Genomic DNA, 14,667 nt, shown 5'->3' on the forward strand with positions numbered 1-14,667 from the left:
AACTAGAAATCCCAAATCTATCTTGGGCCACCGAAGCCTCCGCCTCCACCGCCCATGCGCATGCCTGGCATACCCATGGGTTGCTGAGGAGCTGCCGGAGCTGCATCGCCTTCCCCACCTTTTGTATCGTCGTTATTAACCGATTTCTTTTTCTTCGTAGGACCGAAACTCATTTTACCAATTCGATAAGATAAATTGATTTTGAAGTTCATATTGCGCATCGTATTTTCAGAGATCTGATTGATTGACGCAGTCTTTGTTTCGTTACGAATTACAAAGCCATTTGGCGTTAAGAAGTTCTCAGCACCAAAACCAATACTTCCTTTTTTGTTTTTGAAATCCTTTTTGAAACTCAAGCTATACATACCAAATCCACCTTGTGAACCTTGCAATTGTACTTGGTTGACGCGATAGAAAGAGAATACTTGCGCACCCCAGCCGTTACCAAAGTTGTAATTACCAAAAATTCTGAAGTTTGACTGCAAGCCTTCATTCTTAGCTGAAAGCAATGGATCTGCAACATTATTGGCCAAAACCATATAAGCCAAATCACCGCCCCCACCAAGCATCAATTTATTCGACACATTCACATTTAAGTTAATGTTCATCCCATAAGCATCTTCATTACCAATGTTCTGAGATGTCGTCTTAACCGTATCCCCACGCACCTCGCGAATACGATTGATCGCACCCGTCGTATTACGCATGAAAATGGCCGTAGAAATATAGGTTTGCTTCACAAACTTGCTATACGAAACCTCATAGTTATTCGTGTATTCAGGTGCCAAATTTGGATTACCAGTCGAGATGTTCAACGGATTTGATGCATTCACGTTTGGATTCAAGTTCTCAATACCCGGACGTTGAATACGACGATTGTAACTGAATCTCCAAGTCCCTGATTTAAATGTCTTCGACATATTGAAACTAGGCACTAACACTCCGTAAGGAGGAATGACTGTATTTTGACCTTCTTTTTTCAAGAAACTTGCCGAGATATCTGTATGCTCATAACGCGCACCCGCTTTGATACTCCACTTGTTTTTAGTAGTCAAGGTATAAGAACCATAAGTACTCCAAATGTTCTGGTTGTAATCAAATACGTTACTTGGCAAAGTTGCTAAATTCACTTGTGAATAAACTCCATCAGCTCCAGCTGTATATGATTTATAATCAGAAGTCACATTACGCGTGATCGCTTTTGCACCAAACTCAACCATCGACATCTTGTTGATCGGCGTTTGATAATCCATTTGAATCGTCGCTTCTTCATTGAAAGCATCATTCGCATTTTTAATCGAGCTCATGATTTCACTCATCGTCGATTTTGTATTCATGATTAAGTTATAGAAATCATTTGTACGGTTGTTCCGACTATACATCGATAAAATCGAGAATTCTTTCTGAGCCTTTTCAAATGTTTTCGTGTAATCCACGTTGATGTCTACATTCGCAGATTCATCTAATGAATTCGTATTACGCAAACTCGTCAATGCTCCATTACGAATTTGTTTCAAACCATCTTGCCAGTTGTTACCGTTTCTTAATCCAAAACGCACGTTTGACGTAACTGAATTATACTTATTAATATCCCAATCAAATCCCAACTGATAATTACCAAAAATTCCTTCGCGGCGCGTTTCTGCTGTCTGTTGGTTGGTCGTTTGCACGCCGTTCACCGATGTAATCTGCGTACTTTCAAATTTGCCGTTCACATTATATTCAGAACGACCAAAACCTCCTAAAGAAAGCCCCCAGTTTTTGTTACGGAAGTTCCCATTTAAGGCTAAGTTCGAACCACGAACACCAGCACTCGTATCAAAATTCAAGGTCAAACCTTGTAAGGTATTTTTCTTTGTAACAATGTTGATAATCCCCGCTGAACCCTCTGCATCATATTTCGCTGATGGCGATGTAATCACCTCAACGGTCTTAATCATATCCGCAGGAATTTGCTTCAAGGCATCTGCAATGCTGGATGCCATAATCGTAGAAGGCTTGTTGTTGATCAGCACCTTCACGTTAGAAGATCCACGCAACGATGGGTTACCATCTAAATCCACGGATAACATCGGTACTTTTTTCAAGACATCCGTTGCATCCCCACCTTTATTGGTTGCATCTTTTTCTGCATTGTAAACCGTACGATCCACGCGCTCTTCAATCATGGCACGTTGGCCTTCAACAGTTACTTCTGCCAACATCTTCGTACTCGATGGCAATTTGATCACCCCTAAATCATGGTCATCATTTTTTGCATTGATGGAAACAAACAAGGTTTTACTTTCGTAACCGATGAATGAAATCACCAATTTATAATCGCCTTGAGCAACTTTATTCAAAACGAATTTACCTACTTGATCAGCGGATGCACCGTCGACTGGGCGATTGGTTGCTTTGTTAATTAACGCAATGGAGGCAAACTCAACGGGTTTTGTATCCGTAGAGTCTAAGATATATCCGACAATTTTGGCAGAACCTTTGGGCGTAGCTTGCGCTGTACCTGGGATAACTGCTTCTTTCTTAGGCGCCGCACCGAAACCACCCATTCCACCCGGAATCTGTGACACAGCTGAAAACGAAAGGCTCATCAGTGCGAATAGCGTAATAATTTGTTTCATTGTTTGTTGTTTAAAATCGTATTTAACGAATGCAAAATTGCTTTATAAATAGTAAAGGTCTTTTATTTTGCGACCAAAATGGATAATTTGTTGCCCAATATGAAGATTCAAGTTCAAACGCCCCGATTAACCCTGATTCCACTGACGCATGATCAATTGCAAATTTGGAAGCAATTAGGGCGAGAAGAACTTGCGAAATCACTCGAGGTAAAACATAACCCCTGGGAAATGGGATTGTTTTATGAACAAGAAATGCTTCAGGCATTAAGCGACTATTGGATTCCACAAACCGCAAAATTCCCATTGGACTATTATTGGTACACAAATTGGGAAATAATCCTAAACTCCGCGTCCTGCTCTGTAGGGGGAATTGGCCTAGCTGGATTGCCCGATAATGAAGGTACAACTGAGATTGGGTATGCCATTGATCAAAAATTCGAAGGAAAGGGCATTGCTTCCGAAGCCGTTGAAGCATTATCGAAATGGGTGTTTGAAGATAAGGATATGCAAGTTTTGAGAGCAGAAACTCCGATCGATAACTTCGCATCCCAACGCGTTTTGATGAAAAACAATTTCCAAAAAACAGGCGAAAAAACATTAGAACTCGAAATCCCCATGGAGGTTTTCACCTGGGAACGGCATCGATAAATTTCTTTTATCTCGTAAAAATGGTAATTTTACCAAATTGCCAATATCCTAAGGTCCCTGGACCACCATTTATATGCAACATTTCACTTCCGTAAAAGACGCGTACAACATCGACAAACTTGTTAATGAAGCTTTGTTGATGAAAAAGATGCCTTATGCCGACAAGCATTTGGGAAAGAACAAAACCATGGGTTTATTGTTCTTTAACTCCAGTTTACGCACCCGTTTGTCGACTCAAAAAGCGGCGCAAAACCTTGGAATGGACGTTATGGTCATGAATGTAGGGGCGGATTCTTGGCAATTGGAAATGAATGAAGGCGTCATCATGAATGGCGATAAGGCTGAACACGTATCTGAAGCAGCAGCGGTCATCGGCCAATATTGTGATATCGTAGGTGTAAGAAGTTTTCCAGGGCTTGTAGACCGGGAATATGACTATTCGGAATTGGTATTAAAGCAATTCATGAAGTTTACAGGTAAGCCGATTGTAAGCTTGGAATCAGCTACGCGCCATCCATTACAGTCATTAACTGACTTGATTACCATTACCGAATATAAAACCGTAGAGCGGCCCAAAGTAGTTTTAACTTGGGCACCCCATGTGAAGGCATTGCCGCAATGTGTACCTAATTCGTTCGCGGAATGGATGAACATCGCAAATGTGGACTTCACCATTGCTCATCCCAAAGGATATGATTTAGCCCCTGAATTTTCAGGCAATGCAAAGATTTGCTACGATCCGAAAGAAGCCTTTGAAGGAGCGGATTTTATCTATGCCAAAAACTGGTCTTCCTACGAAGATTATGGCAAAATCCTTTCTTCTGACCCCGCTTGGACAGTCAGCGCAGAAAAAATGAAATTAACGAATAATGCCAAATTCATGCATTGCCTTCCGGTTCGTCGGAATGTGGTTGTGGATGATGAAGTTATTGATTCTGAAAATTCAATTGTGATCCAACAAGCAGGAAACCGGGTTTGGGCTGCACAAACGGTATTAAAAGAAATATTATTAACCCAAATGCGGGTAGAAAGTCCTTACTTATTCTAATGTCGAAGCAAGCCTTACATATTGTCAAAATTGGCGGGAATATCATCGATGCTCCCGAGGCGTTAGCTTCCTTTTTAGCCAACTTTGCTGCGATTCAAGGCCCCAAATTGCTTGTGCATGGTGGTGGAAAAATCGCTACATCCATGGCGGCTGATTTAGGGATTGTAAGTCAGATGATTGACGGTCGGCGGGTAACAGATAACGAAAGCCTCCGCATCGTAACGATGGTGTATGCGGGATGGATCAACAAGTCTATCGTGGCCTCCTTGCAAGCTTTGAAATGCAATTCGATCGGATTAACGGGACCAGATGGCGCTTTTGTTGTCTCGAAAAAAAGAAACCCCGAGCCCATTGACTATGGCTTTGTGGGAGACATCGAACAGGTCAATGCAAAGGATTTAGCGGGATTGATCTTAGCAGGTTTTAGTCCGGTATTCGCTCCGATTACGGCGGATGTCACAGGCCAACTCCTTAACACCAATGCCGATACGATGGCACAAGCATTAGCAATTGCCTTGAGTGAATATTTTGAAACGACGTTGACATATTGTTTTGAAAAGCAAGGGGTTTTAATGGATCCCAACGATGACAATTCGGTGATTTCACAGATTAATTCAGCAAATTTTGCTCAATTAAAAGCAGATGGTATCGTGTCAGCAGGTATGATTCCTAAACTCGAAAATGCGCTGAAGGCCATTGCACAAGGCGTTCAAGCCGTTCGGCTTTGCCATGCAGATTTTGTTTCACAGCCTGATAAAGGCACAAGGATTCAGGCGTAAGATGTATACGGACCAACAATTTCTGGACGCTCAAAACCTACTAGCCCAACTCGTAGCATGCCCGTCGTTGAGTCGGGAAGAGCAAGGAACCGCTGCCATTATCCAGGATTTTTTGGCTGCTCGAAATATTGCGTTTCATACGCTTGGAAATAATGTTTGGGCAACAAACAAACTTTTTGATGCCAATAAACCGAGCATCTTACTAAACTCACACCACGATACGGTGAAGGCGAATGCCTCTTGGACCTATGAACCCTTTGCGGCGACCATCGAAGATGGCAAAATGATTGGCTTAGGAGTGAATGATGCGGGAGCTAGCTTAGTTGCTCTGATAACGACATTTTGTTCTTTTTACGAGCAAAGCTTACCTTTCAATTTAGTGTTAGCCGCCACGGCCGAAGAAGAAATTTCAGGCACTGGTGGCATTGAATCTGTTTTAAAATCGTCGGAATTCCCGGAGATTGCTTGGGCGATAGTGGGGGAGCCGACGGATTGTCAACTCGCCATTGCGGAGAAAGGGTTGATGGTAGTGGATGCTGAGGTCAAGGGAATCGCGGGACATGCCGCGCGCAATGAAGGGGTCAATGCGATTTACTTGGCATTGGAAGATATCAATAAAATCAAGTCCTTTGAGTTTCCCGAAATTTCACCTGTTTTAGGGCCGGTGAAATGCACCGTTACGGTGATCAATGCGGGAAAACAACATAATGTTGTACCTGACCTATGTCACTATACGATAGATTGTCGGGTCAATGAATGTTACACCTTGGAACAAGTGCTTGAAACGTTGAGGACTTTAGTTCAAGCTGAATTAACTCCGCGCAGCATTCGCTTGCAATCGAGTAAAATTCCGGATGGACATCCGGTGTTAGCAGCAGCGGCGGCTTTGGGAATTACCACTTTTGGCTCACCTACCCTATCGGATCAAGCATTGATGCATTTCCCATCGGTGAAGATTGGCCCAGGACATTCAGGAAGAAGTCATACGGCGGATGAATTTATTTATGTAGAAGAACTGAAACAAGGTATCCAAACCTATCAGAATATATTATCACAATTAATCTAATACGATCGTGGCAAAACTTTGGCAAAAAGAAAATCAAGTAACAGACGCAATCATTGAGCAATTCACGATTGGGAACGACCCTGTATATGATTTGCAATTGGCGCGCTACGACGTCATGGGATCACTCGCGCACATCACGATGCTTGAGCATGTGGGCCTTTTACCTTCCGAGGAATTAGAGCCCCTTTGTGTCGAGTTGAAAAACATCTTGGATACCATCGAAGACGGAACATTTGTCATCGAAGAAGGCATGGAAGATGTTCATTCCCAAATTGAATATTTGCTAACGAAGAAACTCGGCGATTTAGGCAAGAAAATCCATGCAGGTCGTTCACGCAACGACCAAGTTTTGGTGGACTTGAAATTATTCATGCGCGCTGAAATCATGGAAATCGCAGATGCGGTGGAGGATTTATTTGATCTATTATTGACCAAAAGCGAAGCGCATAAAAACGATTTATTACCCGGTTATACGCACCTTCAAATCGCCATGCCATCTTCTTTTGGATTATGGTTCGGAGCCTATGCAGAATGCTTGGTGGAAGATGCAGAATTGCTGGAGGCAGCCTTTCGTTTGGCCAATAAAAACCCCTTAGGATCAGGAGCTGGCTATGGTTCTTCGTTTCCCTTAGACCGGAAATTAACGACCGTATTGTTAGGCTTCGAAGCGCCACATGTGAACGTTGTGAACGCACAAATGTCCCGTGGAAAAACTGAATTTTATGTATTAAACGCCATCAGTCAAATCGCAACGACCTTGAGCCGCTTGGCGATGGATGTATGTTTATACAATTCACAAAACTTTGGCTTCATCGAATTACCGAGCGCCTTAACAACGGGAAGCTCAATCATGCCACATAAAAAGAATCCGGATGTAGCCGAATTATTACGTGGTAAATCCAATAAATTAAAGGCGGTTCCCAACCAAATGCAATTGCTTATGAGCAACTTGCCTTCGGGTTATCACCGGGAATTCCAGCTGACCAAGGAGCTTTTGATGCCTGCCATCGACGAAATCAAAGATTGCCTGGAAATCACGCACTACATGGTTTCGCACATGAAAGTGAAAGCTGATCTATTGAAAGATGCTAAATATGATTTATTATTCTCCGTAGAAGAGGTGAATAAATTAGTCGTTGCGGGCATGCCTTTCCGGGAAGCCTATGTGCAAGTGGGCAAAATGATCGAAGCAGGTGAATTTAACGGAAGCTCACGCGAAATCAATCACTCACATTTAGGTAGTATCGGCAATTTAGGATTAAGCGAAATTCAAGCCCAAAAAGATACTGTTTGGAGTCGCTTTGGATTTGAAAAAGTGGAAGATGCGATTGACAATTTATTGAGCTAATTGGCGCGCCAATAATTTCTGCATATACTTACCTAAGATATCAAATTCTAAATTCACGCGATCACCCACCTTCATTTGGTGAAAAATCGTGTGTTCATAGGTGTATGGAATAATCGCCACCGAAAAGGTATCCAATCCTGATTCCACCACGGTTAAACTCGTCCCATTTACGCAGATCGAACCTTTTTCCACAGTCACATGACCGGCAGGATATTGGAAATGATATTCCCAAGAACCATCATGTGTAACGATGGACGTACAAACACCAGTTAAATCCACATGACCTTGTACAATATGCCCATCAAAGCGTCCATTGGCGGGCATGCAACGCTCGAGATTGACCTTTTGGCCAACTGCCAAATCCCCTAAATTCGTCTTTTGCAGCGTCTCTTGAATCGCCGTTACACGATATTGCGGAGATTTAATTTCAACAACAGTTAAGCAAACACCGTTGTGGGCCAATGACTGATCGATTTTTAATTCATCCGTAAAGCTAGATGAAAACCAAAAATCAACATTCGTTCCATGCGTTTGTTTGCTTTCCAAAACGCCCATTGATTCCACAATACCTGTAAACATGTGATTAATTTTATATTTTTACGAACTCAAATTTACACCCATTCCCATGAAATTCAATCGCTGGATTCTGATTCTCGTACTAATTGTGTTTGGACTAATTTACATTAGTCTACCAAAACAATCACAAGCGATCGGCAAATCATCAGAAGACTCCTTACAAGTCATGGAAACGAGACGGGCCAAAGATGAGCAATTCAAAACCGATGATGATGCTCCCATTACGGATAAGGCATCCTTTAAGGGCTTAAGCTACTATCCCTATGCTGCGGCATGGAAAATCGATTTTGAAATCAAAAGAAACGAAAAAATACAACGCATTCGGATTCAAATGACCGACGGATCCGCTGATTCACTTTTGGTATTTGGTACAGCACAAGCTGAAATCAACGGACAGGGAATCCATTTACTGGTTTACCAACATGATTCTGGTGATTTTTTCATCCCATTTAAAGACAAAACCGCCCCCACAGAAACCTATGGAGGCGGTCGGTATTTGGAGTTACCCCTAACTAAATTAAAAGACAATCAATTAACCATTGACTTTAACGAAGCATTTTTCCCCTATTGTGCGTACAATAAGACATTTGCTTGTCCCATTCCGCCCAAAGAAAATCAGCTTGCTATTCGCATACCTGCCGGCGAAAAAAATCCTTAATTGGCCCTTCTAACCGTGGAAGCACCACTCACATCTTTAGAAAGATTCATCGGATTTCCTTTATATTCAATTTTCGAAGCACCCGAAGCCTCTACTTGCAAAGACTTCTGAATATTTACTTGTGCATGACTTGCTCCACTCGCCTCGATATCAGCATCACGTGCCAATAATGCATCCGCATCCAGGTGACTCGCACCAGAAAGTTCTACATCCAGTTTGGCAATTCGACCGCTTATTTTGGCGTGTGAGGCACCTGATAATTCGAGCACCAATTTATCCGCTTGAATGGAATCTCCCGCAAAATGAGAGGCTCCACTTACCGTAATATTCATTTGCTCCTCATCATCAAATCCGCGCAAATTTACATGACTCGCACCAGAGAATTCGGCTGATTTGATTCTTGGTAATGTTATCAACAACTTGATTTTTTTATGGTTCTTGTTGTATCCCATCCAAGACCAGGAAGCATCAAGATCAAATTTCAAGGTATTCCCTTCCACTTGTACATCTAATTTTTCCAAATCATCCGCACGACCGGAAGCCGTTACGCTGCAAACATTTCCTTTGATGATTTGAACATCAAAATCGTGCCCAATTTCAAGGCTTTGAAAATTCCCAACTCGGATTTTTTTAGTTTGACTTTCGGGTGCGAATGCAAGAGCTTGCAATGAAATACCCAAAATGAATAGACAAATAATGGAGCGTACGATATTTTTCATGATGTTGATTAAATGATAATGGGAACAAGATGCAATGCCTGCTTACTTCGTTGCATCAGCAGCGGAATTATTTATTTTTCGCAAATGAAACTTGAAGTTTCGGATAAGACTTGTAGGTTAAATCCGCGCGTTCAGCTTTCTTTCCTTTGATACTTTTTTTAGCGTTCAAATCCATTTTCGCTTGATTTCCCACCGAAATGCGAGCGATATTCGTTTCCCAATTGCTCGCCAATAATTCTGATGAATCAAATGCCGCTGCCGCCAGTTCATTCGAATGACCTGACAAAGTCAAACTGTGAAAATCACGCAAAATCACATCCAATGAAGGAACATCAAATCCTTTGATTTCGGTCCGACCATTCCCTCCTAAATCGACTTTACTCAACGAAGGGGTTTCAATCGTAACCGTCATTCCATTGGGTATATCATTCAATGACAATGTTCGATTGCCCACAGATGTCAGTCGACCGAAGTCGGCAGATGCTTCTGCCGACTGGTATGAAATTTTGAATTCTTTTCCTTTTATGATATTGATCGATGCAGAACCACAATGCTTTAATTCAATTGCACTGAAAGGTTCAAGCGTTTTGGAGATCGAAAAATTGGATGGAGCAGCGGGGGCTATAGGAGCTTCAGGAGCTGCATCAAACGAATCCTCATCAGAATTCGAAGAATCGAAATTCGAATCATCCGATTGCTTGGGATTACGATTTAAGCAAATCAACCCTTTTTCCATGGAGAAGGTCCATTTCGAACCGATAAACTGATCTCCATTTTCCTCATTAAAATAGCCGCTGTCAAGCACATTGTCGATGAAATACCCAAATTCACGCGTCATGCTAAACGTTACACCGTAAGGAATCAAGATTTTCACACGCATGCGTTGGTTCCGGAATTTTAGATTTTTTAGGCCAAAATGACTATCTAAAACCAATTGATTACCCTTCAACGCATATTGATATTGAACTGCCTTGGCATTTTGTTCTGCTTCAGCACGCGTCCGACCATTGGACTTCGCAAATTGAATAATCTGAATCGTCTTCCCATCATAGCCCTCAAGCGTAATTTGTGCACGCGAGAAACCTCCGCGGTTAAAATCATGTTGCTCGTCTTCATCCAACAATTCGTCTGTGATGATGTTGTTACCTAGCAATTTCTCCCACATCGTTTCATTTGATTCGCGATTCACATCAAATACATACGATGAATCCGCAGTAATTTCCTTCATTTGATTCACCGATGCCGTACGTTGGAAATTACGTCCTACAAAACTGAAGGCAGCAAACAATCCGACCCAACCTACAATCGCCATGGTCGTAGAAATGTATTTATACGTTGTGTTTGTCAATTTGCGATTCAACAATAAAGACAATCCACCGATACCTATCCCAACAATCATTGGAATAACGGCAGCATAAGCTGCCCAAATAGACCATGCGGGTAGATCCTGAGCCAACAAATAAATCGGAATCATTTCCCCAAATGCCAAGCCAATTTGACCGTGGTCAAAACCTGAAACACCCGCCGTTGTTAATACAACTAAACAAACCGCAAATGCGATTGCAATAAATAACAACACCACACCCACCAGGTATTGAACAAACCATTTTATCCCCATTAATAGCGGTTTCATGGCAGAAAAAATTGTAGCCAATGTCCGGAAAGGGAAAAGCAATAAACGTGTTAAAGGTTTTTCCTCCGCAGAATCTGGCTGAAATGTTTCCTTGATGTTCTTTTCTATATTTTCCAAGGTAATCGGCTCACCTGTCATCGCCATTTTATCCGTCACCGATTTCGCTTCGGGCGTGATCGCCATGATAATGATGTAAGCTGCAGCTCCTGTACCGAAAAAGAACAAAGAAATAACGGCCAACACACGTAATAAACCTACATCCCAACCAGTGTAAGCAGCTATTCCTGCCATAACACCACCAACTACTTTGTTCTCGGGATCGCGATAAAACTTACGATACGATTTATCCGTTTCCACGGTCACTTCACCTGGAATAGCAATCCAGCAAGCTACATACATCCAGAACACAAGATTAGCCGCATGTAATAGTGGGAAAAGTCCAAAGAAGGCTACGATTAAAATCAAACGAACCCAGATCGGATCTATCTCAAAATAATTCGCAGCGCCTGACGCCACACCACCTAATTTCTTATTGGTCAAATCACGACGGAATACCTTCTTCGCTCCTGCTTCATGTTTAGGTTCCGTTTGATGCTTTTCTGACTTCCCTTCTTCAGCTTCTACTTCTTGAAAATCAGCCACCGTTCCCAAGGATGCAATTAAGGCATCCACATGATGTTGCGAAATGGCTTCGGTTTTTTCAGTCTCACGGATGTTCCAAAATTTCTCAGCAATACGAGCTTCGATATCTTCAATAATTTCCTTTGAGCCCTCAAAATTTTGGAAATAAGCATGGATGGATTTCAAATACGCATCCAAGGTTGCAAATGCATCTTCCTCGATATGGAAAACGATGCCAGCGATATTAATTGATAAGGTCTTTTTCATAAAAGTATAATTATGCTTGGGAAGTTTGGGGATGAACAATTTGTGAAACTGAGCTTTGTAAATCTTCCCAGGTTCCATGTAATTCCGCTAAAAAGGTTTCTCCTTTTTCGGTTAATACATAATATTTTCTCGGCGGACCTGATGCCGACTCGACCCATTTGTAATCGAGAAATCCGGCATTTTTTAAACGTGTCAACAAAGGATACAAAGTTCCTTCGACAACCATGATTTTCGCTGAGGTTAATTCCGTCAGCATGGTGGAGGCATAAACCTCACCCCTTGAAATAATCTGCAGAATACAAAATTCTAAAATCCCTTTCCGCATCTGCACCTTGGCATTTTCAATATCCATCGGTTTGTATTTGTTTATTTGATAGGACAAATGTATAAAAGGTACTATGTATTACAAAGTACCTTAGAAAAAATATTTTTGATTTATGGATAAACGGTGAGTAATTTGTGAGGAATGGCACAAATGCTTATGTTCCTATGAAAATCCTAACGAAAGAAGTAGCCTTACCGCTTGCGTTCTACAACCGAGATACCTGGTTGAAGGTTGCCTTCTTTGCCGTATGTGTGTTTATGGCCGGCTTTTCACTCTATTTCACAGATGGATTGGTCAATAAATTAGAGGAACGTGAAAAGCAACAAATCGAATTATACGCGGAGACGATTCGTTATGTAATGACGAGTGATGAAACTGCCGATATCAATTTTTTCTTTGAACGAATCAAAAAGATCAATGAGAACAACACCATTCCGGTGATTTGGAAAGATGGTAGTGGTCACTTGAACTCAATAAACATCGCGATGCCAGAGTCGATTGACATTGAACAAAAACAAGTATTGCTACAAGCTAAACTTCAAGAAATTCTAGCCGAGAACAACAAACCCATTGAGATGGACATGGGTTTTCAGAAGGAATATATCTATTACGGGAATTCCAAGCTTCTAAAACTCTTACGCTATTACCCACTATCACAACTATTAGTGGTGTTAATCATCGGATTCTTAGGCTATATTTTCTTCTCGTATTCCCGACGCGCAGAGCAGAATCGAGTATGGGTAGGTTTAGCCAAAGAAACAGCCCATCAATTGGGCACCCCCCTATCCTCTTTGACCGCCTGGGTTGAAATCCTACGGAATGAACCTAATATAAACCCTGAGATCGTGGTCGAATTAGGAAAAGATATTCAGCGTTTGGAGACGATTACGACGCGCTTCTCAAATATTGGATCTACTCCAATTCTCAATGAAGAAAATTTAGAAGAATTAATTACCAGCTTTATCAATTACCTAAAAATTCGAATTTCTACGAAAGTATACATTGAAATTAAATCGTCTTTGGTACCGGGTCAATTAGCGAATGTCAATAAATACTTATTTGAATGGGTCATTGAAAACATCTGCAAAAATGCAGTAGATGCGATGAGTGGTACGGGCGATATGTTGATTTACCTGCATGAAGGAAAAAACAACATGATTCATATCGACATTTCCGATACCGGGAAAGGTATTATTCCTGCGAATATGTCCAAAATATTCAACCCCGGTTACAGTACCAAAAAACGTGGGTGGGGCCTTGGCCTAACACTTGCGAAACGTATTGTGGAAAATTATCACCAAGGCAAACTAACGTTAAAATCAACCGAAATCAATAAAGGAAGTACATTCCGGATTTCACTCCCTAAACCACCGAATCAGGACGCATGAATACGACCAACTTGGTCTTCGGATCCGCATTAATCATCATTGGAATTGGCTATCTGTTGAAAAGCCTAAAATTCATTGAGCCCCAAGATGCGAAATCCATTTCCAAATTCTTAATGCACACTACCTTTCCGGCATTGGTCTTTACAACCATGTTGAAGGTCAAACTGTCCGCTGCTTTAGGTTGGCTCCCCATAATCGCCATGTTATTTGGCTTTCTTTCTTCCTATTTAGGATTTCTTTTTTTTAAGAAAGAAGCACCCACACATCGTGGAATTTTGACGATGGGATCTGCCGGTTGGAACCTCGGATTATTCGCCTACCCACTCATTGAGGGTATTTGGGGATGGGAAGGATTGACCTATGCCATCATGTTTGATTTAGGAAATTCTATCATCAACTTCATGGTGAATTACGGCATGGGGACCTATTTGGCAGGGAATCATGGAACCAAAAATCCCTTCAAGCATGTATTAAAAAAGATATTTACGCTCCCACCGTTTCAAGCGATGCTGATCGGCTTAGCTTTCAATATCATCAAAATACCTGTCCTACCGCTTGCATCGGATATTATTGACACTATTGCTAAAGGTAACAAACCCATGGTCCTGTTACTCATGGGTATCTACTTCAGTGTTCGATTACCTAAAACAGCTTACACCAAAGTTTTCCAAGTCTTAGGATTACGATATGTTCTAGGACTGAGCATAGGTCTATTACTGTATTATACCGTCCCATTCGAATTTCAATACCGAAACATGCTGCTCATCTGCTTAATCCTTCCCGCAGGTATGACACTCATCACCTATTCAGATGAGCTAAATTTCGACACGGGAATCGCGGCAGCCATCGTCAATTTCTCGATGCTCATTAGCTTCGTCATTATGTGGTCACTGGTGGGTATTTTCAGCATGGCGCCCCATTAAACCAAATAAAATTGGTATTTTTGCGTAAACAATTTGCCAATCATCAA

General features: G+C 41.7%; 13 protein-coding genes. 8 read left to right on the forward strand and 5 right to left on the reverse strand.

What is annotated here, in order from left to right; genetic code table 11:
- Positions 1-17: 17 nt before the first annotated feature.
- Positions 18-2,621 carry a TonB-dependent receptor domain-containing protein gene (locus tag V7S75_RS04855; protein WP_459511844.1) on the reverse strand — a complete coding sequence of 868 codons (2,604 nt, stop codon included), beginning with the start codon at positions 2,619-2,621 and terminating at the stop codon, positions 18-20.
- A gap of 99 nt (positions 2,622-2,720) precedes the next feature.
- Between V7S75_RS04855 and V7S75_RS04860 the strand changes: the two genes are divergently transcribed.
- From V7S75_RS04860 to argH, 5 genes are all read left to right on the forward strand, one after another.
- Positions 2,721-3,269 (forward strand): GNAT family N-acetyltransferase, encoded by a 549-nt coding sequence (locus tag V7S75_RS04860; protein WP_459511846.1) that lies wholly within the window; start codon positions 2,721-2,723, stop codon positions 3,267-3,269.
- 73 nt (positions 3,270-3,342) lie between these two features.
- Positions 3,343-4,317 carry a Rossmann-fold NAD(P)-binding domain-containing protein gene (locus V7S75_RS04865; RefSeq protein ID WP_459511848.1) on the forward strand — a complete coding sequence of 325 codons (975 nt, stop codon included), beginning with the start codon at positions 3,343-3,345 and terminating at the stop codon, positions 4,315-4,317.
- The gene (gene argB, locus V7S75_RS04870) at positions 4,317-5,096 is read left to right on the forward strand and encodes an acetylglutamate kinase (RefSeq protein WP_459511850.1); all 780 of its coding nucleotides are present in this window, start codon (positions 4,317-4,319) and stop codon (positions 5,094-5,096) included. The genes V7S75_RS04865 and argB overlap by 1 nt, the downstream gene beginning before the upstream one ends.
- Positions 5,047-6,162 (forward strand): M20/M25/M40 family metallo-hydrolase, encoded by a 1,116-nt coding sequence (locus tag V7S75_RS04875; protein WP_459511852.1) that lies wholly within the window; start codon positions 5,047-5,049, stop codon positions 6,160-6,162. Before argB ends, V7S75_RS04875 begins: the two co-directional genes overlap by 50 nt.
- Positions 6,163-6,169: 7 nt before the next feature.
- The gene (gene argH, locus V7S75_RS04880; protein WP_459511854.1) at positions 6,170-7,510 is read left to right on the forward strand and encodes an argininosuccinate lyase; all 1,341 of its coding nucleotides are present in this window, start codon (positions 6,170-6,172) and stop codon (positions 7,508-7,510) included.
- Here argH and V7S75_RS04885 read toward each other — a convergent pair.
- Positions 7,499-8,089, reverse strand: coding sequence for a riboflavin synthase (locus tag V7S75_RS04885; RefSeq protein ID WP_459511856.1), 591 nt, complete (start codon positions 8,087-8,089; stop codon positions 7,499-7,501). The two genes, argH and V7S75_RS04885, sit on opposite strands and share 12 nt — an antisense overlap.
- A gap of 46 nt (positions 8,090-8,135) precedes the next feature.
- Here V7S75_RS04885 and V7S75_RS04890 point away from each other — a divergent pair, with 46 nt between their 5' ends.
- A complete protein-coding gene (locus V7S75_RS04890; protein WP_459511857.1) occupies positions 8,136-8,744 on the forward strand; it encodes a DUF1684 domain-containing protein in 609 nt (202 codons plus the stop codon).
- Here the strand turns inward: V7S75_RS04890 and V7S75_RS04895 are convergent.
- The 3 genes from V7S75_RS04895 to V7S75_RS04905 form a co-directional block, all read right to left on the reverse strand.
- A complete protein-coding gene (locus V7S75_RS04895; RefSeq protein WP_459511859.1) occupies positions 8,741-9,463 on the reverse strand; it encodes a head GIN domain-containing protein in 723 nt (240 codons plus the stop codon). The two genes, V7S75_RS04890 and V7S75_RS04895, sit on opposite strands and share 4 nt — an antisense overlap.
- A gap of 67 nt (positions 9,464-9,530) precedes the next feature.
- A complete protein-coding gene (locus V7S75_RS04900) occupies positions 9,531-11,984 on the reverse strand; it encodes a PspC domain-containing protein (RefSeq protein ID WP_459511861.1) in 2,454 nt (817 codons plus the stop codon).
- Between the two features lie 10 nt (positions 11,985-11,994).
- Positions 11,995-12,336, reverse strand: coding sequence for a PadR family transcriptional regulator (locus V7S75_RS04905; protein ID WP_459511863.1), 342 nt, complete (start codon positions 12,334-12,336; stop codon positions 11,995-11,997).
- A 137-nt stretch (positions 12,337-12,473) separates the two neighbouring features.
- Here V7S75_RS04905 and V7S75_RS04910 point away from each other — a divergent pair, with 137 nt between their 5' ends.
- Both V7S75_RS04910 and V7S75_RS04915 read left to right on the forward strand, forming a co-directional pair.
- Entirely contained in the window at positions 12,474-13,697 is a 1,224-nt protein-coding gene (locus V7S75_RS04910) for a sensor histidine kinase (RefSeq protein ID WP_459511865.1), read from the forward strand.
- Positions 13,694-14,620, forward strand: coding sequence for an AEC family transporter (locus V7S75_RS04915; protein ID WP_459511867.1), 927 nt, complete (start codon positions 13,694-13,696; stop codon positions 14,618-14,620). The genes V7S75_RS04910 and V7S75_RS04915 overlap by 4 nt, the downstream gene beginning before the upstream one ends.
- Positions 14,621-14,667 lie beyond the last annotated feature (47 nt).

It is taken from the genome of Aquirufa sp. TARAVU-A1A, assembly GCF_054558675.1.